This window comes from Pseudomonas chlororaphis, assembly GCA_001023535.1.
Taxonomy (GTDB): Bacteria; Pseudomonadota; Gammaproteobacteria; order Pseudomonadales; family Pseudomonadaceae; genus Aquipseudomonas; species Aquipseudomonas chlororaphis_E.
The window spans coordinates 4466547-4489273 of record CP011020.1; the positions used below are offsets into that span (position 1 = coordinate 4466547).

The following is a 22727-nucleotide window of genomic DNA, read 5'->3' on the forward strand; positions in this document are numbered from 1 at the left end:
CCTTTTTCCACAGAAGGTTTTTATGTCTTCCAACAAAGCCCGCGCAGATTCACTTTCGCTTCTGCTGTTTACCTTGCGCAGCGGCAAGCTGATGGCGATCAACCTGCTCAAGGTCAGCGAAATCATTCCCTGCCCGCCGCTGACCAAGCTGCCGGAGTCGCACCCGCACGTCAAAGGCATCGCCACCCTGCGCGGGACCTCGCTGTCGGTGATTGACCTGAGCCGCGCCATCGGCGAGCGCCCCTTGGAAGATCCGGACGGCGGCTGCCTGATCGTCACCGATGTCAGCCGTTCCAAGCAGGGCCTGCATGTGCAGGCCGTGAGCAAGATCGTCCACTGCCTGACCACTGACATCAAACCGCCGCCCTACGGTTCTGGCGGCGTGCGGGCGTTCATCACCGGCGTGACCTCGGTGGATGGCACCCTGGTGCAAGTGCTGGATATCGAGAAGGTCATCCACGGCATCGCGCCGGCACAAATCGAAACCGCGCCCACCGAGCTGAGCATGGAAGACGCCGAGGTGCTGGGCAACGCCCGGATCCTGGTGGTCGATGACAGCCAGGTCGCGCTGCAACAATCGGTGCACACGTTGCGCAACCTGGGCCTGCAATGCCACACCGCCCGCAGCGCCAAGGAAGCCATCGAATGCCTGTTGGACCTGCAAGGCACCGCAGGGCAGATCAACCTGATCGTCTCTGACATCGAGATGTCCGAGATGGACGGCTACGCCCTCACCCGGACCCTGCGCGAAACACCGGACTTCGCCCACCTCTACGTGTTGCTGCACACCTCCCTGGACAGCGCCATGAACGCCGAAAAGGCCCGCCTGGCCGGCGCCAATGGCGTGCTGACCAAGTTCTCCTCGCCGGAACTGACCAAGTGCCTGATCACCGCCGCCAAGGCCGTGGCCGAACAAGGTCACTGAAACCTATCGGCCCGGCTGTGGCGCCTGCGTTCCAACGCGGGGGCCATCGCCGTCCGGCAACCTCAGGCATACTCGTGCCCTGCCATCCCGGAACGAGGCCCTTCGATGAAAACCCGCACATTGATTTTCCTTGGTTTCACCGCCCTGGCCGCCCAGGCCCATGCCTCCAGCCCGGACGCCTGGGCTGCCTACGATAAAGCCGTGCTGGCCAGCTGCGTCAAGGCCAGTGGCCTGAAGAACGTCGAACCGGTGGGCAGCGCCGCGCAATTCGACGATCGGGTCGGCTACACCGCACTGTTGCTGCAAGGCCAGTACCCACAGAAACACATGAAAGGGGCGACCGGTACCGAGTTGTGCCTCTACCGCAAGAAGACCAAGACCGCCCATGTGACCGAGTGGGACTCGATCCGCCCCGCCTCCGCCGATCGGTGAGTGGCGCATAACTTGCTTCGCCCGGCGCATCACGGCGTTTTTCTGTCGCCGCTTTCCAGCCATTTGCGAACGGGCGTTCAATGAGCACAAGGTTTTCCTGCGTAGGGTGCGGCAAATGCTGCTCCGACCACCACGTCCCCCTGACCCTTTCGGAGGCTCGGATGTGGGCCGAGGACGGCGGCCAGGTCATTGTCCTGGTGGAAGCCTTCCTGTCCAACGGGCTCGGCCTGCCAACGACGCAACGCGAGCATGCCGAGCGGCGCTCGGCGGTGGTCCGCAGCGGCACTGCCGAGGCCCGCGTGGCGATCACGTTCGCCGCCTACAACGCCGGCCCCTGCCGCAATCTTGACGCAGACAATCGGTGCGGCATTTACGAACGCCGCCCCTTGGTGTGCCGCATCTATCCGATGGAAATCAACCCGCACATCCCTCTCAATCCAGCGGCCAAGGACTGCCCGCCACAATCCTGGGAAACCGGTCCGCAACTGATCGTCGGCGGCACGTTGGTCGATGAGGAACTGGCCACGCTGATCGAACGCTCGCGCCAGGCCGATCGCGAAGACATCACGACCAAGGACCGCATCTGCGCCGCCCTGGGTATTCGCACCACCGCGCTGAAAGGCGACGGCTTCACCGCGTACCTGCCAGACATGGCCGCATTCGCCAGCGTGCTCGACCAGGTGCAATTGCAGCCAACGGAGCAGGCAACCGGTGAATGGCTGTTCCATCTGTCCGGGGATGACGTAGCCCGCGATGTCATGGCCTGTGGGGCGCGGGTCGTCACCGAGGCGGCCTCGGATTATGCGTTTATTTCGCTGCGGGCCGCCTAGACCTGCGGGACGGCAACGTCATCCCCTGTGGGAGCGGGCTTGCATTGAGCATTGATGCAAGCTGACCCGACGTCTTCGCGAGCAAGCCCGCTTCCACAAGGGAAATTTATGGGCGCTCCATCAAGCCCCCTCTCGCCTAACCCTCGCCGAGAATGTTAGCGTGCTTGGTATTGCCTCCAAGACGAGCCTCGCACGATGAAAAAAACCGTACTTGCCTTCAGCCGTATCACGCCCCAAGTGGTCGAGCGCCTGCAACAGGACTTCGACGTGATCGTGCCCAACCCGTCGAACGGCGACATCAATGCCCAGTTCAACGAAGCCCTGCCCCACGCCCACGGCCTGATCGGGGTCGGGCGCAAGTTGGGACGCGAGCAACTGCAAAACGCTGCGAACCTGCAAGTGGTGTCCAGCATCTCGGTCGGCTTCGACAACTACGACCTGGCCTACTTCAATGAGCGCGGGATCCTGCTGACCAACACCCCCGACGTGCTCACCGAAAGCACCGCCGACCTGGCCTTCGCCTTGCTGATGAGCAGCGCCCGTCGCGTGGCGGAGCTGGATGCCTGGACCAAGGCCGGGCAGTGGCAAGCCACGGTGGGGCCACAATTGTTTGGCACCGACGTGCACGGCAAGACCCTGGGCATCGTCGGCATGGGCAACATCGGCGCCGCCATCGCCCGCCGTGGCCGGTTCGGGTTCAACATGCCGATTCTCTACAGTGGCAACAGCCGCAAGCCCGAGCTGGAAAGCCAGTTGGGCGCACAATTTCGCGAGCTGGATCAGTTGTTGGCCGAAGCGGACTTCGTGTGCCTGGTCGTGCCATTGAGCGAGAAGACCCGCCACCTGATCGGGCAGCGCGAGCTGGGCCTGATGAAGTCCAGTGCCATCCTGGTCAACATTTCCCGCGGCCCGGTGGTGGATGAGCCGGCGCTGATCGAGGCCTTGCAGAGCAACCGCATCCGCGGCGCCGGCCTGGACGTGTACGAAAAAGAACCGCTGGCTGAATCGCCGTTGTTCCAGTTGAAGAATGCCGTCACCCTGCCCCACATCGGCTCGGCCACCTTCGAGACCCGTGCCGCCATGGCCGACCTGGCTGTGGATAACTTGCGCAGTGCCTTGATGGGCGAGCGACCGCAGAACCTGGTCAACCCACAAGTCTGGAAATAAGCCACCCGGCAGATCGGCTGCCAAGGGACGCAAACCGTGGCGAGGGAGCTTGCTCCCTCGCCACAGGTTTATCTCTGGACGTTATAGGTCAGCGTGCGCCCAAGGCGACATTCGGCGCCACTGGCCGAGGCTTGCGAAACACCAGCACGTTCCCCAGCATCACCAATACCAGCCCAACCAATGCCGGCGCCGTCCACTGGTAGCCTTCGGCAACTGCCGAGACATTCAACGCCACCACCGGGAACAGCACCGTGCAATACGCCGCCCGCTCCGGCCCCATGCGTCCGACCAAAGTCAGGTAGGCAGTAAAGCCGATCACCGAGCCCGGAATCACCAGATACAACAGCGAACCGATGTAGCGCGAGTTCCACTCCATGTCGAAGGCAATGCCCTTGAAGGCACACCAGGCCGCCAGCATCATCGCGCCATAGGCCATGCCCCAGGCGTTGGTGGTCAAGGGCTTGAGACCGGCCTTCTGTTGCAGGCTCGAGAGCATGTTGCCCGCCGAGAAACACAAGGTGCCCAGCAGCGCCAATGCCAACCCGAGCAGCGTTTGCGGGCTGGCGTGGTGGCCGGCCAACTCCGGCCAGAACAGCAACGCCAACCCCGACAACCCCAGCGCGCCCCCCAACAGCACGTTTCGGGCAATCCGCTGACCGAAGAACACCCGGGCATTGAGGGCGTTCCAGAGCGTGGCGGTGGAAAACACCACGGCGACCAAGCCACTGGGGATCCACTGGCTGGCGGTGAGAAAGCACATGAAGTTGATGCAAAACAGGCACAGGCCCTGGGCCACGCAAATCAGGTGACCGCGCCGGTTCATCACTTGCAGCCGCCGGCTGAGCAGCAGCAGCGCGAACAGGATCAACGCGGCGAGACCGAAGCGGTAGACAATCGACACCGGGATGGCAACGACGCCCAGTTGCAGTTTCAGCGCGATCCAGGTCGTGCCCCAGATGAGCACGGTGAGCAGGTACAACGAGAGGTTCATGGCGACAACTCCTGGCAATGACCTCCAGTATCACGACGCCATCCAACCGGCACTTGCATAAACTTGCGGTTTTGTCGGCGACCAGGCTGGCAGGCGCCAGCCGACAGAGTAGGATGCAAGGCGTTGGAGAGAACCGATCATGCCCACACTGCAAACCCTGCAAGTTTTCCAAGCCCTCGCCAGTTCGCCCAATGCTCGCCTGGAGCACAGTGCCGAGCTTGGCGACGGCATGGCAGCCGCCCTGTGGAGCAATCATCATGACGCCCGGGACTATGAGGCTCCGACCCACCACACGCTGTCGTGCTACATCGCGGGTGGCACCGGCACGTTTCGCCGCGAGCGGCCTGCCACCACCGGCGGCCCCGGCAAACTCTGCATCCTGCCGGCCGGGCATGAGTCAGCCTGGGTCATCAACGGCGATATTCGCCTTGCCCACTTGTACTTCAGCCCGGAACAATTCGCCCTCGGGTGCGTCACGCTGCTGGACCGCGAGCCCCGCCAGGTGCAACTGCACGAGGCGACATTTCTCGACGACCCGCAGCAGGCCAGGCGTTTTCGCCAGTTGATCGCCTTGAACTGGGACGAGCCCGGCGAACGGCTGCTGACGTCTAGCCTGGCCCACGACCTGCTCGACCACCTGCTGCTCAGCCAGGTCGGCCAGCGCCAGGGGCTGCGCCTCAAGGGTGGCCTGGCCGCGCACCAGCGGCGCTTGCTGGTGGAGTACATCGACAGCCACCTGGCCGACGCCATTAGCCTCGGTCAGTTGGCGGCGCTGTGTGCACTGTCGCACTACCACTTCGCGCGGATGTTTCGCGAAAGCTTCGAGCTCCCCCCTCACCAATACCTGCTGGCAAGGCGCCTGGCACGGGCACGGCAGCTGTTGCGCAGTACCTCGCAACCGCTGGGCGACGTGGCATTGGCCTGTGGATTTGCCAGCGCCAGCCACTTCACCAACCGTTTCCGCCAGGCGCTGGGCGCAACGCCGGGAGAGTATCGGCAGGCGTTCCTGGCCAGGTAATAGTGACACTGAAATGAAAAGGGCCTGCAATGCAGGCCCTTTTTTCCGTTTCCGATGGGTTTGAATTGAACCGGGTATCAGCCGTGAAGCGCAGCCCGTTCGTTCTCCAGGAATTCTTCTTCCAGCAGCGCATCGGCCAATGCGACCGATTCGGTCGGCGCCGCACCGGCTGCGCGCTTGCCGCGCAATTTGCCGAACAGGTGCTCCAGGGCATGCTCAAGCTTGGCCGCCGCGCCTTCGATCGCCAGCTCCAGCGAATCGGCCTTGTGCGTCACGGAAACCGGCTGATGGCCTTTTGGCCGTGCCTCAAGCTGGCAACGCAGGTCATGGGGACCCGGCTTGTCGCCGTTCTCGTCCCGCAAATGAACTTCAACCCGTGTCAGATCTTCTTCATAACGTTCGAGCGTGCTTTCGATGGTAGTACGTACCCACTCCTCCAGTCGGATGCTGCTTTGAATATGGTTATCGCTGTTGACTTGGATTTGCATAGTTCATCCCTTATTTCAGCTAGCTCGCCGGGGGCCATCGACGTGGGTGCAACGGCCCCTTGAGTACAGAGTCGGGCTGGCGGAGGAACAATTCAACCCCTGAAAAAAGAAAAATATCCATTTGCAAATAAAGCCGGACAACGGGCGAAAGCGCTGTTAATGTCGGGAGTTTCCTCGCTACGCCATCCTTCAGAAAACCATCCTCGCTGCACCGTCGACGCACATGGCGCCCTGAAACGGGCAAGCGTTGTCGCCTCATTTCCGTCCATTGCAGCCCGATGCCCCGCGAACATTGTCCGACGATTTTTCCGGCATGCCCCTTGCTAACCCATGAGAGAGCCGCCACCGGTCGAGACCCTTTTCGGGTTGTCAGCCGTGCGGCCCCTGGAAACACCCGATGAACACGATCATGGAATGGCCGATGGTCCGGTGTTGCGAACTAATCCCGATCAAGGCCGGTCAACAACTGCACGTTCAATCAGGCGGTGACGCATCATGGACAACCCTTTTCAGATCATTACCGACGCTTTTGCGCCGCACTATCAAATCAACCTGAGCATCCAGGGCCTGGACGGCAGCATCATGCTGACCCTGTCCAAAAGCGGGCGGATCGTCGCCAAGCGCATGATCAGCGCCCAGCAGCGCAACGACCCGGAACGCCTGCGGCGCCTGGTGCAGAGCATTCAGTTCGGCATTGCCATCGAACAGGGCCACAGCGCCGTGGCCATCCTCGAAGCCATGACCGGCGGGGACAACATCAAGCTGCCCCCACCGCACGCGCAAGGCGCGACATCTTCTGCGGCCGGTCTCTAGATCTCGCCTTTTTCCACCTCGGCATGCTCACTGGAACCCGCACCCACCTTGCGGTGCGGGTTTTCGATCTTCACCGAAGGAAACTGCGACGAGGCGTAGCGCACCACCAGGATCGCGAACGCCAGCAGCAGGATGCCGCCGCACAGGTAGATGATGCCCAGGTCCGGCGGGCTGTGGTGGGACACGTTGGAGATCAACAGACGCGTCAGCGCTGTGATGGCCACGTAGATCAGGAAGCGCACCGGCATGTGGTTGGTCTTGAAATAAATCCCGACCATCGCCCCCAACTCCAGGTAGATGAACAACAGCAGGATGTCATCGATCTTGATGTGCCCCGCCTCGATCATCTGCAGGAACTCCATCACCGCCGCCCACGCAGTCACCGCACCGATGGCGAATAACGCCAGGTAGTGGAAGGTCTCGACGAACAGGTTTCCCAACGATTCGGCCAGTTGGTGCACGTTCTGGCGCAGGTTCTCGGCCCAGTTGATTTTCACGATGTAGTTTCCTTAGGTCGACTCGACCGGATGATGCGGGTTGGACGTGACGGTTTCTGCATGCAGAAAGAAGGCCAGCGGCTGGGGATGAGATGGCGATAAGCTGGCATCCGACACGTCTGACGCGCAAATCAGCTTCATGGCCTTGGACGACAAACGCCGAAATCGGTCTACATTAAAAAGCCACTACCCAAAGTGAAGGGATTCGCTTATCCTTCGACCTGTACATAAATACAGTAGTCGCACTTTTCAATTCGTCTAGATGGGCCGAAGAAGCGGCTCGGGTTGGCCAACACTTTCGCAAGGCTGTGCCTGGGCTTCTTCTCCAGCATCGCCCAGCTGGCCCTGAGGAACGATCAGGGAATGAATTTTGTATCACTGACTGACCCGCATGCAGCGCTGAGCGCATGTTCACTCAATTCGCACCGCACACTATGACGAGGCCAAAAAATGGCTGTTGAAACCCTTTACCGCAGTACGCGCGATTTGGAGACTACCTTCGTGGACCGAAAACTCGCCGATGCACACGACCAGATGCTTGAGCTGGCAGAGCTCCTCACGGACGTGCTGATGAAGAACGTTCCCGGTCTCTCAGAGAAGCACGCCGAAGATGCAAGCATCTACATGGCGAAAAATCGCGCTATCTTTGCAGCGGCCTTCAAAAATAATGCAACGGCGCTGACTGAACTCTCTGCCCCAGCAGGTTCTGAAGACTAGGTTCCGCCAGCCTAGGGCAGATCATCCTGTGTGCTCCTGCTCGAAAAGCGAGCAGGAGCGCGATGCGACTCTCGCGCAGCTACTCCACAATGTATAGCCTGGGTCGCTGATGCCCTGAGCGAACCTGTAAACTCACCAAGGTTCGCATTTGCTCACTGAGACGTTCCGTAGAGAGAAGAAGGCTTCTCAAGGCGTCGAGCAAAATTTTTTGTCCCTGGACATCCAGCTTGTTTCTACTGCTGGCAATTTCTTCGAGCAGATCCATAAGGTCGTTGCACAGTTCATTGACTGGATCCATCTCTGCCTCCAGGCACACTCTTAACAAGTGACTTCACGTCCATTTTCACGTGCTTATCCAAAATTAAAGCCATCAAGCCGCTCCTTGAGCTTCGTCGCAATGTGCGCGAGCTCTTCACTCGCGGCCATCGTCTGATCGGAACGCACTGCCGACAGATTTGAAAGATCACGAATACGAATGATGCTGCGGTCCACGTCCTTGGCCACCAGCGCCTGCTCCTCACAAGCGGTTGCGATCATGGTATTACGCTCATCGATGCTGCTGACGGTGGTGGTAATGCCTTGCAGCGCCTTGTTCGCTGAAGCCGCTTGTTCGCGAGTCTGTGCGGCCTGTACAGCGCTGTCATTCAGGGCGCTTACCGTTTCCTGAGTGCCGTTTTGGATATGACTGATCATACGTTCAATATCCATGGTTGAAGTGCTCGTACGGTGCGCCAGGGAACGAACCTCATCGGCAACCACGGCAAATCCCCGACCGGCCTCGCCCGCCCGCGCTGCCTCGATCGCCGCATTGAGCGCCAGCAAATTAGTCTGTTCGGCAACCGATCGGATCACTTCAAGTACCTTGCTGATCTCTACGGTATTGGACGCCAAAATATCTGCACGCTGTGAGGCATCGTTAACGCTGCCGTCCAAGCGCGCGATCGCGTTGAGCGTCGAATCAAGCTCCCGTTGACCATCGCGAGCCAAGTGCAAGGAAGCGCGCGACTCATCGGAAGTACTAATGGCATTGTGCGCGACTTCATCAACGGCCTGACTCATTTCAGTAATTGCAGTGGCGGCTTGTTCCAGCTCGCTGTTTTGCGCCTGGAGGTCGTTGTTGCTGCTACCGACCAAGACGCTTAACTCTTCTGCCGCGTTGGAAAGCTGGCCTGCCGCTTGATAAACGTCGATCAAGGTATCGCTCAAGTTTTTCCGCATGATCATAACGGCCCGCAGCAACAGCGCCGCTTCGTCGTTCCCACTGGCGTCCTGCGCGGGTTCACGCAGATCGCCTCGGGCAATGGCGTTGGCACATTCCAACGCCTGTGCAATAGGCCTGGAAATGCTAACGGTCAGCCTATGCGCAAGAAATATTGCACCTAGCGCCACCAACATAATCGCGGTCAGTGTCACTCGTATTGACGTCTCATAGGCGTTTTGTCCGGCTGCGCTAGCCGATTGTTGTGCTTGATCATTAAGCTTCTCCAGCTCACCTAGCACCTTGACCATGTTTTGAGCGATGCTGGACATCTCCCCTTCGACCAAGGCAGTGGCTTCGCCCGTCGAGCCACGCTTGATGAGATCGTGGACATGGAGCGCCGAAGTACGATAACTCTCGAAGAGCTTGCCTATTGTGGTGAACAGGCCTCGCTCCTGATCCGTACTGATGATGGGAAGATAAGCCGCCTGAGCCACTTCAAATTCGCGGATATCAGCAACAAGCAAATTGTAGTTATTGGCAAGTTTCAAATCATCGGTGGACACCAGCAGACGAAATACACTGAATCGAGTCTTGCTAAAGGCCAAGATTATATCGTCTCCCAAGGCAATCCCTGGGAGAGCGTCCTGCTCAACCACCAGGCTCGCCTGCCTTATTTCCCTAGCCTTATACGTAGCGAAGGCGCTTACGCCTATTAAAGCGGCAATCACCAAAACGAAACAAAATCGGATCCGTGCCGCAAACTTCAGGCGTCTTAGCTGCATTGACTTACTCGTCCTATCGAAGAAATATCGACTTCGAATTCTCTCCTTAATCCCGGAAAATTAAGATAGCGTTGCGCGCTCGGGGTAACTGAAACCCGCCTGAGGATAAGCGTTAAAAACAGATCACTTCGAACCGTGCCGAGACACCTACTCGCAAACGCCTACATCTTCTCGCGGGAACGACAAGCGCCTGGCGCCATACCAAACCATCTTTCGCAAGCCTTATTCAAAGCGCTGGAATGCCTGAACCCCAAACTGTAAGACACCTGCTTGAGCGTGAGCCTTGTGTTAACCAGCAAGTGATAGCAATGCTGCTTCTTAACCTGATCAACCAGTAACTGAAAGCTTTTATTCTCTTTTTCCAAGGCTCTGATCAACTGATGGGTCGACATGCCCAAGGTGAGCACAATATCGCCCATGGCCAGGGATCTGGCTTGAACCAGGTGCTGCAGGATCACTTTCTTCGTCGCTGCTGCAATGTTTTCCGAGCGCATCTCATCCAGGCGGCGTTTAAGGTATTGATCATGAATTTGTTGCAGCGATGCGTCGGACGTTGCGATAGCGATATCCATGTCCGACTTTTGAAACACCATGGCATTGGCGGCACAGGAAAATCTCAGATCATGACCAAAGATCTGCTCCAACTGGCGAATGTCTCGCGGTCTTTCATAGGCAAACTCTGCCCTTACAGGAGTAATACAAACAGTCGGTACAAGCCAGCGCAAGAGGCCCAGGGTAATAGCCGCCACGGCATCGATAAACGCCCTGGGCAGCACTTCACCTTGTGCATTACCCGACAAGCCCGCAATCCTGACCGTGGTTTCATCACCCTCAAAAAACATACAAAAACCCGTGCCGATGATGGAGTGATGATCAACCATTCGAGCCATCGCTTCGCCGAGGGTCGAGCTAGACATCACCGCATACCCTAAAACACCCAAGTGACCAGGGTGGGCACTTTTATAAGCCAGCAGGCCTAAATCCTCATTGCCACTGTGGCGTATGGCGAGTTCGAATAACTGAGACAACTCACTCATGGGAAGTTGTTCAACCCCATGAGACAAGACGTAGTTTTCAAGCCTGAGTAAAATTCTTTTGTCGAAGTTTGATATCGAGTTGATGAGCGCTCTGGCGAACGCTAGAGAAACACTCTGCAAACCTACCTCACACCCTGATGATCAAACTTTCAAATCTTTCACCCTGAGAGGTTTTCTGATCAATTGATCAAAAAAATACCGACAGGCAAGTGCCAGTCTATAACGTCACCGCCAAATCTGGCTACCCGGAGCCGTTTTCAGCACCCACACTCCCCACAAAAGAACGCCGACTGTCCAAAGGGTCAATATTCAAAAGATTGCAACTAACCACCCGCAATAACCGCTCATTTTCACCCTGCACTACTTAATTCAAAGTGCCTCCTCAATGTTTTGATTAAATGCGTCAGTGCGAATCACCCAGCCCTCAAAACCTGAACAATCCACCCCATCTGCATTCAACATACAAGTGCTGGCCCTAGCGATACAACAAGCGCTCTGCCAGTTCATCGGCCACCCGGGCCGGTGAGCGTTTCTCCGCCTGGGCGTGGGCGAAGATTTCGGTCAGGCGCGCGCCGATCTTCGACAGATGTGCGGTGATGCTCGGCAGTTCTTCGCCGCGGTGCTTGAGGGCGACGTAGATCAGGCCGCCGGAGTTGATCACGTAGTCGGGCGCGTAGAGGATCCCGCGCCGCTCCAGTTGATCGGCCACTTGCAGGTTGCTCAATTGGTTATGGGCCGAACCGGCCACGGCCGAGCAACGCAGTTGCGCCACGCTGTGGCTGTTGAGCACGCCGCCCAGGCCACAGGGGGCGAGGATGTCGCAAGGGGTGCTGAGCAGTGCGTCATTGGCGATGGGGTGCGCGCCCAGTTGCTCCATCGCCAGCTGTACCTTGCCGGGGTCGATGTCGCTGACCAGCAGTTCGGCGCCAGCGGCGTGCAGCTGTTCGGCCAGGGCATAACCGACATTGCCCAGGCCCTGGATCGCCACGCGCAGGCTTTCCAGGTTATCGCTGCCCAGGCGAGCCATGGCGGTGGCCCGGATGCCGGCGAACACGCCCATCGCCGCATGGGGCGCGGGATCTCCCGAGGCCGTGGTGCTGGTGACGTGGCGGGTCTGCTGGGCGATGCAATCCATGTCGGCCACCGACGTTCCGCTGTCGATGGCGGTGATGTAGCGCCCGTCCAACTGTTCGATGCAACGACCAAAGGCTTCGAACAACGCGGCCCGGCTTTCGACATGGGCCGGTCGCATGATCACCGCCACCCCGCCTCCCACTGGCAAGCCGGCCAGGGCAGCCTTGTAGCTCATGCCCTGGGCCAGGCGCACGGCGTCCGCCACGGCACTTTCGTCGTCGGGGTAGGCAAGATAACGACAGCCACCCAGGGCGGGCCCGGGACGGCTGCAATGAATGGCAATCACCGCCTTCAACCCGGTCATCGGGTCTACGCTTAAGTGCAGCGATTCAAGGCGGGAGCTTTGCATGAGAGCGAACATCGACAGGCTCCCGAATCACTTTGTTCGTTTCGCCAGTATAGGCGCGCGCTCGAAATTTGCTGAAACACACCGGCATAAGGCCGGTGGGCCGCCAGCCTTTTCGGTATAACCGCCGACTGCGCCGGCCCGGGACTGGACGAAAATCCATGGCAGAGCTACAACGGGGACATAGCCCGGAGAGTGTGATGAAACCGCGCCAAGCCTTTTTTGCCTGCCTGCACCGCTCGCCCCCGGCGCTGTTCGAAGCTGCGCTGTGGATCGCCGCCGAACATGATCGCGACGTCGACGTACCGGCCCTGCTGCGCGACTTCAGGGATCTGCAACAACGGGTCAGCCATGACCTGCCGATGCTGCCGGTGAGCGAGTTGGCCCAACCCTTGTTACGTCAGCTCAACGACCTGGGGTTCGCCCAGGACGACGCCACACCGCTGCGCCCGCGGGCGGCGTTGCTCGACAAGGTCCTGGTGGGCAAGCGCGGGCAGCCGCTGGCCCTCGGCCTGATTGCCCTGGAACTGGCGCGCGGCCTGGAGATCCCGATGGTCGGCGTCAATTTCCCTGGCCACTTCCTGTTGAAGGTGCCTGGGGCCGACCATTTGCTCGATCCGTGCGGCGGACGCCGGTTGTACCCCCATGACTGCCGGGACCTGCTGCACCGTCAATATGGCGCGAACATGCCGCTCAAGGCTGAACACCTGGTCAACGCCGAGCCGCTGCAGATGCTCCAGCGACTGTCACGCAACCTGCGCCAGTTGCACCTGGCGAACGACGACTACATTGCCGCGCTGATCGACGCCGAACGGGTGCTGGAACTGGGTAACGCCAGCGCCGCCGACTACCTAGCCCGCGCCAGCCTGTACCAGCGACTCGATTGCCCCAACGCCGAGCGATTCGACCTGGAGCATGCGCTGATGCTCAGCGAAGACCCGATCCAGCGGCTCCGGCTGACGGAGCGGCTGGGGCACCTGCCACCGAACTCGATTGTGCATTGAGACAGGATGAAGCGGGCCCCTGTTGACCGACCTGACGCCTTCGCGAGCAAGCTCGCTCCCACAAGGCGCTGTGTGCTGCCGGCAGAGAGAGGGCGGCTGTCGGGCCGCCTTCGCGAGCAAGCTCGCTCCCACAGTGGGGCCGCTACCTATTCCCTGTGGGAGCGGGCTTGCCCGCGAAGGCGTCAGGTCGGTCACGGCCCTATCCGGCAGGCGTATCGGGCTGATTCGCAGGATGCGCCCGCTGGAACGCCGCATGCCCGGCCGCCAGCCCCGCCACTCGACAGATCCGCGGGTACGCCTGCAACGAGACATTGAACCGCTCAGCCGCGTACAACTGCGGAATCAAGTAGACATCCGCCAGTCCCGGCGTCGCGCCGAAGCAAAAACCCTCATCGCCGATCAACCGCTCCACCGCCGCCAAGCCCTGGCTGATCCAGTGCCCGATCCACTCCGTCACCTGCCCCTCGTCATGCCCCCATTGGCGCAGTTTGTTGAGCACGCTGACGTTGTGCAGCGGGTGAATATCACAACCGATCAAGGCCGCGACGCCCCGCTCGTGGGCTCGAATGGCCAAGTCCGCGTTGAGCAACGGCACCTGCGGATACCGTTCTTCCAGGTACTCGATGATCGCGGGAGATTGCACCAGCACATCCCCCTCATCGGTCCTCAACGCGGGCACTCGCCCCTGGGGATTGATCGCCAGGTAGGCCGGCTGGCGATGCTCGCCTCCCGGCGGGGCGATCAGGTTGATGGGCAGGGCCTGATAGTCCAGGCCCTTGAGCGCCAGGGCGATGCGCACCCGGTACGACGAAGTGGAGCGGTAGTAGGTATAGAGTTCCATGCTCGCCCCTCAACGCGCCGGCAGGATCTTGCCACGGCACTCGCCAAACCCGATGGAGGCAAAGCCCTCGCGGCGGCAACGGGCCCGCAGGATGATTTCGTCACCGTCCTCGAGGAACCTGCGCACTTCGCCAGACGCCAGCTCGATCGGCTTCTTACCACCCTCGGTGATTTCCAGCAGGCTGCCAAACTGACCATTCTGCGGGCCCGACAAGGTGCCCGAACCAAACAGGTCACCGGCCTGCAACTGGCAACCATTGACGCTGTGGTGCGCCACCATCTGCGCCACGGTCCAGTACATGTACTGGGTGTTGCTCAAGGTCAGGCGATGCGCCGGCAGGTTCTGCTCGCGCATGGCGTCGGTCAGCAGCAGCACTTCCAGTTCGATGTCGAAGGCACCACCGGCCTGGTCGCGCGCGTCCAGCAGATACGGCAGCGGTTGCGGATCGCCCTGCGGACGCGCGGGTTGTGCACGACGAAACGGTTCGAGCGCCTCGGCCGTCACGACCCACGGCGAAATGCTGGTGAGGAAGCTCTTCGACAGGAAAGGCCCCAGCGGCTGGTATTCCCACGCCTGGATATCCCGGGCCGACCAGTCGTTGAGCAGGCAGAAACCGCCAATGTGCTCGGCGGCGTCACCAATGGCGATGGGTTCGCCCAATGCATTGCCCTGGCCGATCCAGATCCCCAGCTCCAATTCATAGTCCAGCCGTGCGCACGGACCGAAGGTGGGTTCGGCCTGACCGGCCGGCAGCGTCTGCCCCTTGGGACGGCGCACGTCGGTGCCGGAGGGACGGATGGTCGAGGCGCGGCCGTGATAACCGATGGGCACGTACTTGTAGTTGGGCAACAGCGGGTTGTCGGGGCGGAACAGCTTGCCGACATTCTGTGCGTGCTCGATCCCTACGTAGAAATCGGTGTAGTCATTGATCCTGGCCGGCAGGTGCAACTGGCAATCGGCCGCGGGGAACAGCCATTGAGACTGCTGGGCTTCGAGCTGGGCACGCTGAGGGCTGTCCTCGCGCAGCAGCTCCAGCAGCCGCTCACGCAAGGCGACACGGGCGCCACGGCCCAGCTCGAAAAACCCATTGAGATCACCGCCCGCCATGGCTTCGACCGCTGCTCGCGCCGCGCCGTCGAACAGGCCGGCCTGCAACGCGGCCGACAAATCGAGAATCTGCTCGCCGATGGCCACGCCGCCGCGTCGGGTGCCGCCCTGGTGGCTGAAGATGCCCAGTGGCAGGTTCTGCAGCGGGAAATCGGCATGACCGTTGGCAGAGGCCACCCAGCTACGGACGGGGGAAAGTTGAGTCATGGGTTATCTCCGGGTCGGGTCGAAGGTGACAGGCAGCGAAGCCCAGCACCCATCGTAGTCGGTTTGCAGTTGCGGGCAGTCCATGGCGAAACGGCTCGGACGCAGCACTTGGCTGGTCTCGAACATGAAGGCCATGGTGTGGTCGATTTTCGCCGGCTGAAGTTCGGCGTTGATCGCCTTGGTGCAGGTTTCGCCGTCCGGGCCATGGGCGCTCATGCAGCTGTGCAACGACGCCCCGCCGGGCACGAAGCCCTCGGCCTTGGCATCGTAGGCGCCCTGGATCAGGCCCATGAATTCGTTCATCAGGTTGCGATGGAACCAGGGTGGACGGAAGGTCTTCTCGGCCACCATCCAGCGGGGTGGGAAAATGACGAAATCCAGGTTGGCCAGGCCGTGGACGCTGGTGGGCGAGGTCAACACGGTGAAAATCGACGGGTCCGGGTGGTCGAAGCTGACGGTGCCGATGGTGTTGAACCGCCGCAGATCATATTTGTACGGCACGTTGTTGCCGTGCCAGGCGACCACGTCGAAGGGCGAGTGCCCCAGCTCGCAAGCCCACAACTGGCCGAGGAACTTCTGCACCAGGGTGGTGGGCTGGGCGAGGTTCTCGTAATGGGCGACCGGTGTCAGGAAGTCCCGCGGGTTGGCCAGGCCATTGCTGCCGATGGGCCCGAGGTCCGGCAGACGCAGCGGCGCGCCATGGTTTTCGGCGAGGTAACCGCGGGCCTGCGCATCCAGCAGTTCGACGCGAAACTTCAAGCCCCGGGGCAGCACGGCGATTTCCAGCGGCGCCAGTTCCAGCACGCCCAGTTCGGTGATGATCCGCAACCGGCCCAACTGCGGCACGATCAGCCATTCACCGTCGGCATTGAAGAACACCCGCTCCATGGAGCGGTTGGCGCAATAGTGAAAAATGCTGATGCCAGCCGGCTTGTCCATGCCGGCATTGGCGGCCATGCGCACCAGGCCATCGAGGAAATCGGTGGGCTGCGCGGGATTCTCCAGCGGGTTCCAGCGCAACCGATTGGGCGTGACCTCGCCCAGCGGGCCGCCGACCAGTTGCCGCTCCAATGGGGTGAAGGCCGGGTGGTTGGCCGACGGCCGGATGCGGTACATCCAGGTCCGCCGAGCCTCGCTGCGGGCCATGGTGAACGCGGTGCCGGAGAACAATTCGGCGTACAGGCCGTAAGGGGCTTTTTGCGGAGAGTTCTGGCCGACGGGCAAAGCGCCGGGCAGGGCTTCGCTGGCGAACTCATTGCCGAAGCCTGATTGATAAGCCAGGTCCGACGCTGGGGAATCGAGGTTCATGGAGCCTCCAAGGATGCGGCCCGTGACTCATGGGGTGAGTGTCAGGCGCACCGGGTTATTTTTATCGTAATTCAATTACGCATAACGTAATTTGCTCGACAACGACCGTCAAGCTATAAAGACGCCCATTCGCCTCTGGACCCCGCGCCGCCATGCAAACCCCGCTCAATAACGGTAAACAGAAAGTCCGCTCGGCCGAAGTCGGCACTGACATTCTCAAGGCCTTGGCCGAGCTGTCGCCGTCCACGTCGCTGTCGCGCCTGGCCGAGCACGTGCAAATGCCGGCAAGCAAGGTGCATCGCTACTTGCAGGCGTTGATTGCCAGCGGATTCGCCGAGCAGAACACCGCCACCAACCACTACGGCCTGGGCCGCGAAGCGCTGCGCGTCGGGCTGGCGGCATTGAACGGCATGGACGTGCTGCAAGTGGCCGCCATGCCGCTGGCCGAGTTGCGCGATGACCTGAACGAAACCTGCTTCCTGGCGGTGTGGGGCAACCACGGCGCCACCGTGGTGCGCATCGAACCTGCCGTGCGCGCCGTGACGGTCGTGACGCAACTGGGCTCGGTGCTGCCCCTGCTCAGTTCGTCCACCGGGCTGGTGTTCAGCGCCTACCTGCCCGAGCGCGAGACGATCGGCTTGCGCGAACAGGAGGTGCAAGGATCCGAACGGCATGCCCTGGCCGACGACCAGGCCTATGCCACCTTGTGCGAACAGATCCGCAACCGTGGCCTGCACCATGTACATGGCCTGCTGATGCCCGGCGTGGATGCCTTGTCCGCCCCGGTGTTCAATGCGGTCGGCCAGGTGACGGCGGTGATGACCATCGTCGGCCCGACCTCGCTGTTCCACGCCGACGAAAACGGCCCGGCGGCGCAACGATTGCTCGCCGCGACCCGGGCCGTGAGTTGGCGGATGGGGTATGAAACCGATGGAAGATCAGCCCAGGAAGTCGGGGACGATCCTGATCAGTAGGTCATTGAGGTGGGCAGGCGTCAGGCGCGGATGCAGGTGACGCTCTTCGCCGCTGAAGGGGACCAGGTAGATGGCCTGGGGATCGCCCTTGGCATGGTAAGGAATATCGTTGTTGCGTAGGTGCGCCAGCAAGTACTCAACCAGGGGTTCGGAAGAAAACACCACCGGGTTTGCAACGTCATGGTTGACGAAGCTGGTGATGAAGACTTTCTCCAGATCGACGCCGGGCAGATGGACTTTCAACGCGCCATGAAGCGCTTCGGCGCTCAACGGCAGGATGGGCCGCTCGGACAAATCCATCCCGGGCTTTTCAGCCAGGCCCGTCACGATGTCCGCCACGATTTTCTCGAAGGTGATCAAGTCCAGCGCCTTGACCCGATCTTCGACGGCAAAGGAATACCGCTTGCTGAAGATATTGGTGATGCCTTGGGTGTAATGCGCCAAGGTCTGTTTCTGAACGCAGGCCAGTGTTTCATCGAACAATGTCCTGGACGTTTCAACCTGGGGCTCGGGAAACCCGGCCACGGTATTCAGATACAGGTTATGCGGGTTGAGGCCCAGTGCCTCCAGGTGATCGCCCAACAGCACTTGCACGGCAAAATCGACGCGAGTGAGCTTGAGGGCAAGCAGTCTTTCGGAATACGTAGAAAACGTTTGAGTGTTCATGAACATCCTTGTCATTTCATGGCCCGAACGTCCTGTTCGAACCGGCATCGCCGTTATAACCCAACTCCCCCTCCGGGGGTAAAAGCGCAACTGTAAGCACGCGTAAGGCTTGCAGTGCGCACTATCCCATCATCCCCATGACCTTGGCCTTCGCCACTGCCTGGGTACGCCGCTGGACGCCCAACTTGCTGTGTATACGCCGTGAATGGGTTTTTACCGTGTGCAACGAGATGAACAGCCGTTCGGCAATCTGTTGGTTGGAATAACCTTGGGCGATCAGTTCCAGCACTTCCAGTTCGCGATGACTGAGCAAGGCGTCCTCGGGGGCCGCCGGCGGTTCGATCGGGCCTGACGATTGCGCCCAGTGCAACAGTTCGGGCTGGCGCAGGCGCAGTTCGCACAAGGCTTGCTGGGCGCGCCAACAGGCCACGCGCTCCAGGCCTTCCTGGACAAGCACGCGGGCCTGCGAGCGGTCGGCGGTCAACCAGGCCACCTCCGCCAGCGCCAGGTGCAGCTCGGTTTCCAGGCCGTGCATTTCCGCGTAACGGGCCTGGGCGATCATGGCCTCCAGGCGTGCCATCGGGTCTTGCGCGCGGTGCAGGTGCACCTCGGTCAACAGCAACAGGTATTCAAGCCGAGGAATCAACTCCAGGGTCGCGGGCGGTGCGTGCTTGGCCTGGGGCCCGCGGAAATGCCGCAGCACGCGGGTCAAGGCTTCGTGGGCCAGTTCGGCGCGCCCCTGCTGCAACCAGAACTGACAACTGATCTGCAGCAATACACCGCGGTAAACGGTGTCGGGAATGTGCCGCTGCTGCATGATCCGCTCGGCGTCGCGCAGTTGCATGAAGGCCTCGCCATAGTCGCCCTGGTTGGCCGCCAGGCTGGCCTTGCCGAGAAAGCCGTAAAGTACCTGTTTATCCTGGCTGCGCAGGCCGGTTTCCAACCCGGCCTGGAACTGCTCGGCGGCGCGCTCTTCAAAACCCATGCGCAGCGCCAGGCGTCCACGCCGCAAGGCGATACGGCCCAGCAGCGGGGAAAAATCCTGGCCGGGCTTGTCGAGCCGCGCCTGGACATCGCCCAGCAATTCGTCGGCCCGATGCGGCGCACCGCGTTGCTCCAGCACTTGTGCGTGATCCAGTTCCAGCAGCCCTTCGAACACCAGCGAGCCTTCGGCACGGGCCAGGCACAGCGCCTGGCGGTTGATCCATTGCGCCGAGGCCAGGTCGCCCTTGAGCAACGCCTGCTGGGTCAATCCCGACTGACACAACAAGCGCGAGGCCCAGGCCTGCGGATCCAGATGAGCCTGGGCCTGGAGGAAATGTTCGCGGGCCGGATCTCCGTCGCCCGACAAGTGCAGCAGCCAGCCCCGCAGGACCTGCCAGCGTGCGATCAACTGGCGCTGCTGGCAGGCCCGCGGCTGGGGTGCGAACCGCGTGAGTTGCTCGATGCACACTGCGGCCTGGTCGAAGCGACCGGCAAACAACAGCGCTGCGGTGACCAACCCTACCGATTGCGGCGTGCCAAGGGACAGCGCCTCGCCCTGCTGGTCATGCAAGTTCAGCAGCAACACGACGTTGCGGCCCTGCAAGAGGTGCTCGAAGCTCAGATGCTGCAAGACACTCACGGCCGTCTCGAACTCGTGGGCCAACATCGCCTGCTCGAATGCCATGGGCCAATCCTGTTCGGCGGCAAACCACTGGCAGGCCCGGCGATGCCAGGAACGGCCCTGGGGCCAGGGTTCCTCGCGAACCAGTCGGGCCAGGGCCGGGAAGATCTGCAACCAGTCCGAGGAGTGTTCCCACGGCTCGATGAAACAGCCCAGGTCCTTCAACAGCGGGAGGCATTCAACGCCCACCGTGTCGCCGAACAGATGCTCGCAAAGCCGGGCATTGAAACGTGGCAAGTGGGCGAGCACGCGCCAGGCTTGCGCCAGGTCCGGGCTCAGGGCGCTGAACAGCTCGTACTCCAGGTAGTCCGCCAGGGTTCCGGGCCGCCCCGGCGTGGCGTGGCTGCGCGCCCATTCGCAACGTTCGAGCAAGCTGATGCGCACCCCGGCGCACCAGCCGCCGCTGCGCTGTATCACCTCGCGGGCGGTGCGGGCCGCCTGGGGGCCAGGCAAATGACGCAGCAGTTGCTGGACATCGCCAGGGCTGAACACCAGCGCCTGCGTGTCGAATTCGTGCAGCTCATCGTCGAGCAACAGCCGCGGCCAATTGCAGTGCGGCCGGCGACGGCCGTTCAGCCACAGGTGCAAGGCCGGGCTGCTGGTGTTCAACAGGCGGTCGAGCCATTGGTCCAGCTCGGGATTCGGCACCCGGCAGTAATCATCCAGGAACAGCCAGGTGGGTGTTTGCAGGCGCGCCAGGTGGGCCAGCAGCCCCGCTTCGTCCATCACTGGCAGGCCCAGGGTCTGCGCCAGTCGCTCGCCCATCTGCGCGGGGGTCAACGCAACGCCACCCAGCGGCAACCAATGCAGTCGGCAGTCGGCGGGGGCCTTGAGAAAACACTCGGCGAACAGCGCACTCTTGCCACTCCCCGCGGGCGCGCACAGCAGTTTTACCCGTGCCTCGGAAGTCAGCAACGGCTCGCTCAAGGACCGCCGCGGTACATGCGTCGAGGACAGGCGGGGCAGCAATCCTGGACGGTCCGGACACGGGGTCATGGCAGTCATGTACGAAGGTCCTGTTTATTGTTGTTTCATCACCCTAGTCCTGTGTCGCTGACCTTTGGAGAAGTATTCAGCGCGCTGATTGGCGCCCATAAAAAAACGACCGGCAGAGGCAACTGCCGGTCGTTCACGATGCCCTTGCGCAGACACCACTCTGTGCCGAGGGAGCTCGCTCCCTCGCCACACCTTTAACGCACGCCCGAGGACCGCAGCGCCGCCGGCGTGTAGTCCGCCGCCCGCGCTTCGAAGCCGTACTCGTAGCTGTGCTTCTCCTCGTTCTTCATCCCCAGGGCGATGTAGCGGCCGGCGATGATGTCGTAGAGCGCTTCGAGGGTGTAGCCCGGGTTCTGGTGGTCGTAGTAGAACTGGGCATGACCTTCGGCCACGCGCCACAGTTGGCCGCGACCGTCGTAGTGATCCACCACCGCGGCTTGCCAGCTGTCCTCGTCGATGTACATGTGGCGCTTGGCGTAGATGTGGCGCTCGCTGGGCTTGACCGTGCCCACCACTTCCCAGACCCGGTGCAGCTCATAGCGGGTCAGGTCCTGGTTGATGTGGCCGGCCTTGATCACATCGTCGTACTTGAGGGTCGGCGAATCGAGCTTGTAGCTGTTGTACGGGATGTACATTTCCTTCTTGCCGACCAGCTTCCAGTCGTAGCGATCCGGGGCGCCGGAAAACAGGTCGAAGTTGTCGGAGGTGCGCAGGCCATCGGCCGCGGTGCCCGGACCGTCGTAGGCCACTTGCGGGGCGCGGCGCACGCGGCGTTGACCGGCGTTGTAGATCCACGCCAGGCGCGGCTCCTTCACCTGGTCGAGGGTTTCATGCACCAGCAGTACGTTGCCGGCCAGGCGCGCCGGGGCGGTGACCTCCTGCTTGAAATAGGTCAGCACGTTGCTGGCCTTTTCCGGGTCGGCGTCCTTGATCAGGAACGGCACGGCCACTTCTTCTTCGAAGCGGATCGGCGTGAAGCTGCCGTTGGTCTGCGGCGTCGCCTGGGTGATGATGCGGCGCAGGTTGCCGCCGTGATAGCGGGTGATGTGGTTCCACAGCACCTCCACGCCGTTCTTGGGGATCGGGAACGCGTAGTAACGGTTACCGGTGAAGTTGGCCAGGCCGTTACCGTCGTTGATGGACGTTACGTTCAGCGCACTGCGCTTGGCCGACTCGTAGATTTCCGGCGGCAGCGCAACGCTGCGATGGGTCGGGTAGACCGGGATCTTGTAGGTCTCGGGGTAGCGCTTGAACATCGCGACCTGGCCTTCGGACAGCTTGTCCTTGTACTTGTCCACGGTCGCGGCGGTGATGGTGAACAGCGGCTTTTCATTGGCGAACGGGTCGGCCAGAAAGCCCTTGCTGTCCACGGCACCGGCATTTTTCGGGATACCACCGGTCCAGGCCGGGATCGAACCATCGGCGTTGCCGGCCTTTTCCGCGCCCAGCGGCGTCAGGGTGGTGCCCAGCTTGTTGGCTTCCTCCGGCGAAACCGCCGCCATCACGTTCGCGGCCAGCAGGCTCAAGGCCAGGGCACCGCATTGCAGGATCATCTTGCGCATTGGGTTTTCCTTGTCAGC

22 protein-coding genes are annotated in these 22727 nt (G+C 61.3%); 9 read left to right on the forward strand and 13 right to left on the reverse strand.

Going from position 1 to position 22727, the window contains the following annotated elements; genetic code table 11:
- Positions 1–22 precede the first annotated feature (22 nt).
- From VM99_19600 to VM99_19615, 4 genes are all read left to right on the forward strand, one after another.
- Positions 23–925, forward strand: coding sequence for a chemotaxis protein CheW (locus VM99_19600; GenBank protein AKK00170.1), 903 nt, complete (start codon positions 23–25; stop codon positions 923–925).
- A 105-nt stretch (positions 926–1030) separates the two neighbouring features.
- On the forward strand, positions 1031–1357 hold the full coding sequence (locus VM99_19605; GenBank protein AKK00171.1) for a membrane protein: 327 nt from the start codon (positions 1031–1033) through the stop codon (positions 1355–1357).
- A gap of 80 nt (positions 1358–1437) precedes the next feature.
- Complete coding sequence (locus VM99_19610; GenBank protein AKK00172.1) at positions 1438–2187, forward strand: Fe-S oxidoreductase; 750 nt, start codon at positions 1438–1440, stop codon at positions 2185–2187.
- Between the two features lie 195 nt (positions 2188–2382).
- Positions 2383–3354: a bifunctional glyoxylate/hydroxypyruvate reductase B gene (locus VM99_19615; protein AKK00173.1), complete on the forward strand. Its 972-nt coding sequence runs from the start codon at positions 2383–2385 to the stop codon at positions 3352–3354.
- Between the two features lie 88 nt (positions 3355–3442).
- Here VM99_19615 and VM99_19620 read toward each other — a convergent pair whose 3' ends face one another.
- A complete protein-coding gene (locus tag VM99_19620; GenBank protein ID AKK00174.1) occupies positions 3443–4345 on the reverse strand; it encodes a membrane protein in 903 nt (300 codons plus the stop codon).
- Between the two features lie 139 nt (positions 4346–4484).
- Between VM99_19620 and VM99_19625 the strand changes: the two genes are divergently transcribed.
- Entirely contained in the window at positions 4485–5363 is an 879-nt protein-coding gene (locus VM99_19625) for an AraC family transcriptional regulator (GenBank protein AKK00175.1), read from the forward strand.
- 77 nt (positions 5364–5440) lie between these two features.
- Here the strand turns inward: VM99_19625 and VM99_19630 are convergent, their stop codons facing one another.
- Positions 5441–5851, reverse strand: a complete 411-nt coding sequence (locus tag VM99_19630) for a ribosomal subunit interface protein (protein ID AKK00176.1) — start codon at positions 5849–5851, stop codon at positions 5441–5443.
- Between the two features lie 495 nt (positions 5852–6346).
- On the opposite strand from VM99_19630, the gene VM99_19635 reads away from it, so the two are divergent.
- Positions 6347–6664: a hypothetical protein gene (locus VM99_19635; protein ID AKK00177.1), complete on the forward strand. Its 318-nt coding sequence runs from the start codon at positions 6347–6349 to the stop codon at positions 6662–6664.
- Here the strand turns inward: VM99_19635 and VM99_19640 are convergent.
- The gene (locus VM99_19640; protein AKK00178.1) at positions 6661–7161 is read right to left on the reverse strand and encodes a PsiE family protein; all 501 of its coding nucleotides are present in this window, start codon (positions 7159–7161) and stop codon (positions 6661–6663) included. The two genes, VM99_19635 and VM99_19640, sit on opposite strands and share 4 nt — an antisense overlap.
- A 450-nt stretch (positions 7162–7611) precedes the next feature.
- On the opposite strand from VM99_19640, the gene VM99_19645 reads away from it, so the two are divergent.
- Positions 7612–7878: a hypothetical protein gene (locus tag VM99_19645; GenBank protein ID AKK00179.1), complete on the forward strand. Its 267-nt coding sequence runs from the start codon at positions 7612–7614 to the stop codon at positions 7876–7878.
- A gap of 79 nt (positions 7879–7957) precedes the next feature.
- Here VM99_19645 and VM99_19650 read toward each other — a convergent pair whose 3' ends face one another.
- The 4 genes from VM99_19650 to VM99_19665 form a co-directional block, all read right to left on the reverse strand.
- The gene (locus VM99_19650; protein ID AKK00180.1) at positions 7958–8176 is read right to left on the reverse strand and encodes a hypothetical protein; all 219 of its coding nucleotides are present in this window, start codon (positions 8174–8176) and stop codon (positions 7958–7960) included.
- A gap of 53 nt (positions 8177–8229) precedes the next feature.
- The gene (locus VM99_19655; GenBank protein AKK00181.1) at positions 8230–9861 is read right to left on the reverse strand and encodes a hypothetical protein; all 1632 of its coding nucleotides are present in this window, start codon (positions 9859–9861) and stop codon (positions 8230–8232) included.
- A 161-nt stretch (positions 9862–10022) separates the two neighbouring features.
- Positions 10023–10898 (reverse strand): hypothetical protein, encoded by an 876-nt coding sequence (locus VM99_19660; protein ID AKK00182.1) that lies wholly within the window; start codon positions 10896–10898, stop codon positions 10023–10025.
- Positions 10899–11373: 475 nt separating this feature from the next.
- Positions 11374–12393 carry an amino acid dehydrogenase gene (locus tag VM99_19665; GenBank protein AKK00183.1) on the reverse strand — a complete coding sequence of 340 codons (1020 nt, stop codon included), beginning with the start codon at positions 12391–12393 and terminating at the stop codon, positions 11374–11376.
- A gap of 185 nt (positions 12394–12578) precedes the next feature.
- On the opposite strand from VM99_19665, the gene VM99_19670 reads away from it, so the two are divergent.
- Positions 12579–13382 carry a hypothetical protein gene (locus VM99_19670; GenBank protein AKK00184.1) on the forward strand — a complete coding sequence of 268 codons (804 nt, stop codon included), beginning with the start codon at positions 12579–12581 and terminating at the stop codon, positions 13380–13382.
- A 199-nt stretch (positions 13383–13581) separates the two neighbouring features.
- On the opposite strand, the gene VM99_19675 is transcribed toward VM99_19670, so the two are convergent.
- The 3 genes from VM99_19675 to VM99_19685 are packed head-to-tail and all read right to left on the reverse strand — an operon-like array spanning position 13582 to position 16845.
- Positions 13582–14223: a maleylacetoacetate isomerase gene (locus VM99_19675; protein ID AKK00185.1), complete on the reverse strand. Its 642-nt coding sequence runs from the start codon at positions 14221–14223 to the stop codon at positions 13582–13584.
- A 9-nt stretch (positions 14224–14232) separates the two neighbouring features.
- Complete coding sequence (locus VM99_19680; protein AKK00186.1) at positions 14233–15537, reverse strand: fumarylacetoacetase; 1305 nt, start codon at positions 15535–15537, stop codon at positions 14233–14235.
- 3 nt (positions 15538–15540) lie between these two features.
- On the reverse strand, positions 15541–16845 hold the full coding sequence (locus VM99_19685; protein ID AKK00187.1) for a homogentisate 1,2-dioxygenase: 1305 nt from the start codon (positions 16843–16845) through the stop codon (positions 15541–15543).
- A 152-nt stretch (positions 16846–16997) separates the two neighbouring features.
- Between VM99_19685 and VM99_19690 the strand changes: the two genes are divergently transcribed.
- Positions 16998–17819, forward strand: a complete 822-nt coding sequence (locus tag VM99_19690; protein AKK00188.1) for an IclR family transcriptional regulator — start codon at positions 16998–17000, stop codon at positions 17817–17819.
- Here the strand turns inward: VM99_19690 and VM99_19695 are convergent.
- From VM99_19695 to VM99_19705, 3 genes are all read right to left on the reverse strand, one after another.
- Positions 17784–18485 (reverse strand): hypothetical protein, encoded by a 702-nt coding sequence (locus VM99_19695; GenBank protein ID AKK01803.1) that lies wholly within the window; start codon positions 18483–18485, stop codon positions 17784–17786. The genes VM99_19690 and VM99_19695 overlap by 36 nt on opposite strands.
- Positions 18486–18606: 121 nt before the next feature.
- Positions 18607–21156: a LuxR family transcriptional regulator gene (locus tag VM99_19700; protein ID AKK00189.1), complete on the reverse strand. Its 2550-nt coding sequence runs from the start codon at positions 21154–21156 to the stop codon at positions 18607–18609.
- Between the two features lie 185 nt (positions 21157–21341).
- Positions 21342–22709, reverse strand: a complete 1368-nt coding sequence (locus VM99_19705; protein AKK00190.1) for a hypothetical protein — start codon at positions 22707–22709, stop codon at positions 21342–21344.
- Positions 22710–22727: the final 18 nt, after the last annotated feature.

Bases quoted from the DNA above. Each gene is read 5' to 3' on its own strand.
- VM99_19605 (AKK00171.1), top strand. From the start codon at position 1,031: ATGAAAACCCGCACATTGATTTTCCTTGGTTTCACCGCCCTGGCCGCC.
- VM99_19660 (AKK00182.1), bottom strand. From the start codon at position 10,898: ATGAGTGAGTTGTCTCAGTTATTCGAACTCGCCATACGCCACAGTGGC.
- VM99_19650 (AKK00180.1), bottom strand. From the start codon at position 8,176: ATGGATCCAGTCAATGAACTGTGCAACGACCTTATGGATCTGCTCGAA.
- VM99_19655 (AKK00181.1), bottom strand. From the start codon at position 9,861: ATGCAGCTAAGACGCCTGAAGTTTGCGGCACGGATCCGATTTTGTTTC.
- VM99_19675 (AKK00185.1), bottom strand. From the start codon at position 14,223: ATGGAACTCTATACCTACTACCGCTCCACTTCGTCGTACCGGGTGCGC.
- VM99_19610 (AKK00172.1), top strand. From the start codon at position 1,438: ATGAGCACAAGGTTTTCCTGCGTAGGGTGCGGCAAATGCTGCTCCGAC.
- VM99_19600 (AKK00170.1), top strand. From the start codon at position 23: ATGTCTTCCAACAAAGCCCGCGCAGATTCACTTTCGCTTCTGCTGTTT.
- VM99_19680 (AKK00186.1), bottom strand. From the start codon at position 15,537: ATGACTCAACTTTCCCCCGTCCGTAGCTGGGTGGCCTCTGCCAACGGT.
- VM99_19620 (AKK00174.1), bottom strand. From the start codon at position 4,345: ATGAACCTCTCGTTGTACCTGCTCACCGTGCTCATCTGGGGCACGACC.
- VM99_19700 (AKK00189.1), bottom strand. From the start codon at position 21,156: ATGACTGCCATGACCCCGTGTCCGGACCGTCCAGGATTGCTGCCCCGC.
- VM99_19685 (AKK00187.1), bottom strand. From the start codon at position 16,845: ATGAACCTCGATTCCCCAGCGTCGGACCTGGCTTATCAATCAGGCTTC.
- VM99_19665 (AKK00183.1), bottom strand. From the start codon at position 12,393: ATGTTCGCTCTCATGCAAAGCTCCCGCCTTGAATCGCTGCACTTAAGC.
- VM99_19635 (AKK00177.1), top strand. From the start codon at position 6,347: ATGGACAACCCTTTTCAGATCATTACCGACGCTTTTGCGCCGCACTAT.
- VM99_19705 (AKK00190.1), bottom strand. From the start codon at position 22,709: ATGCGCAAGATGATCCTGCAATGCGGTGCCCTGGCCTTGAGCCTGCTG.
- VM99_19615 (AKK00173.1), top strand. From the start codon at position 2,383: ATGAAAAAAACCGTACTTGCCTTCAGCCGTATCACGCCCCAAGTGGTC.
- VM99_19625 (AKK00175.1), top strand. From the start codon at position 4,485: ATGCCCACACTGCAAACCCTGCAAGTTTTCCAAGCCCTCGCCAGTTCG.
- VM99_19690 (AKK00188.1), top strand. From the start codon at position 16,998: ATGCAAACCCCGCTCAATAACGGTAAACAGAAAGTCCGCTCGGCCGAA.
- VM99_19695 (AKK01803.1), bottom strand. From the start codon at position 18,485: ATGAACACTCAAACGTTTTCTACGTATTCCGAAAGACTGCTTGCCCTC.
- VM99_19670 (AKK00184.1), top strand. From the start codon at position 12,579: ATGAAACCGCGCCAAGCCTTTTTTGCCTGCCTGCACCGCTCGCCCCCG.
- VM99_19630 (AKK00176.1), bottom strand. From the start codon at position 5,851: ATGCAAATCCAAGTCAACAGCGATAACCATATTCAAAGCAGCATCCGA.
- VM99_19645 (AKK00179.1), top strand. From the start codon at position 7,612: ATGGCTGTTGAAACCCTTTACCGCAGTACGCGCGATTTGGAGACTACC.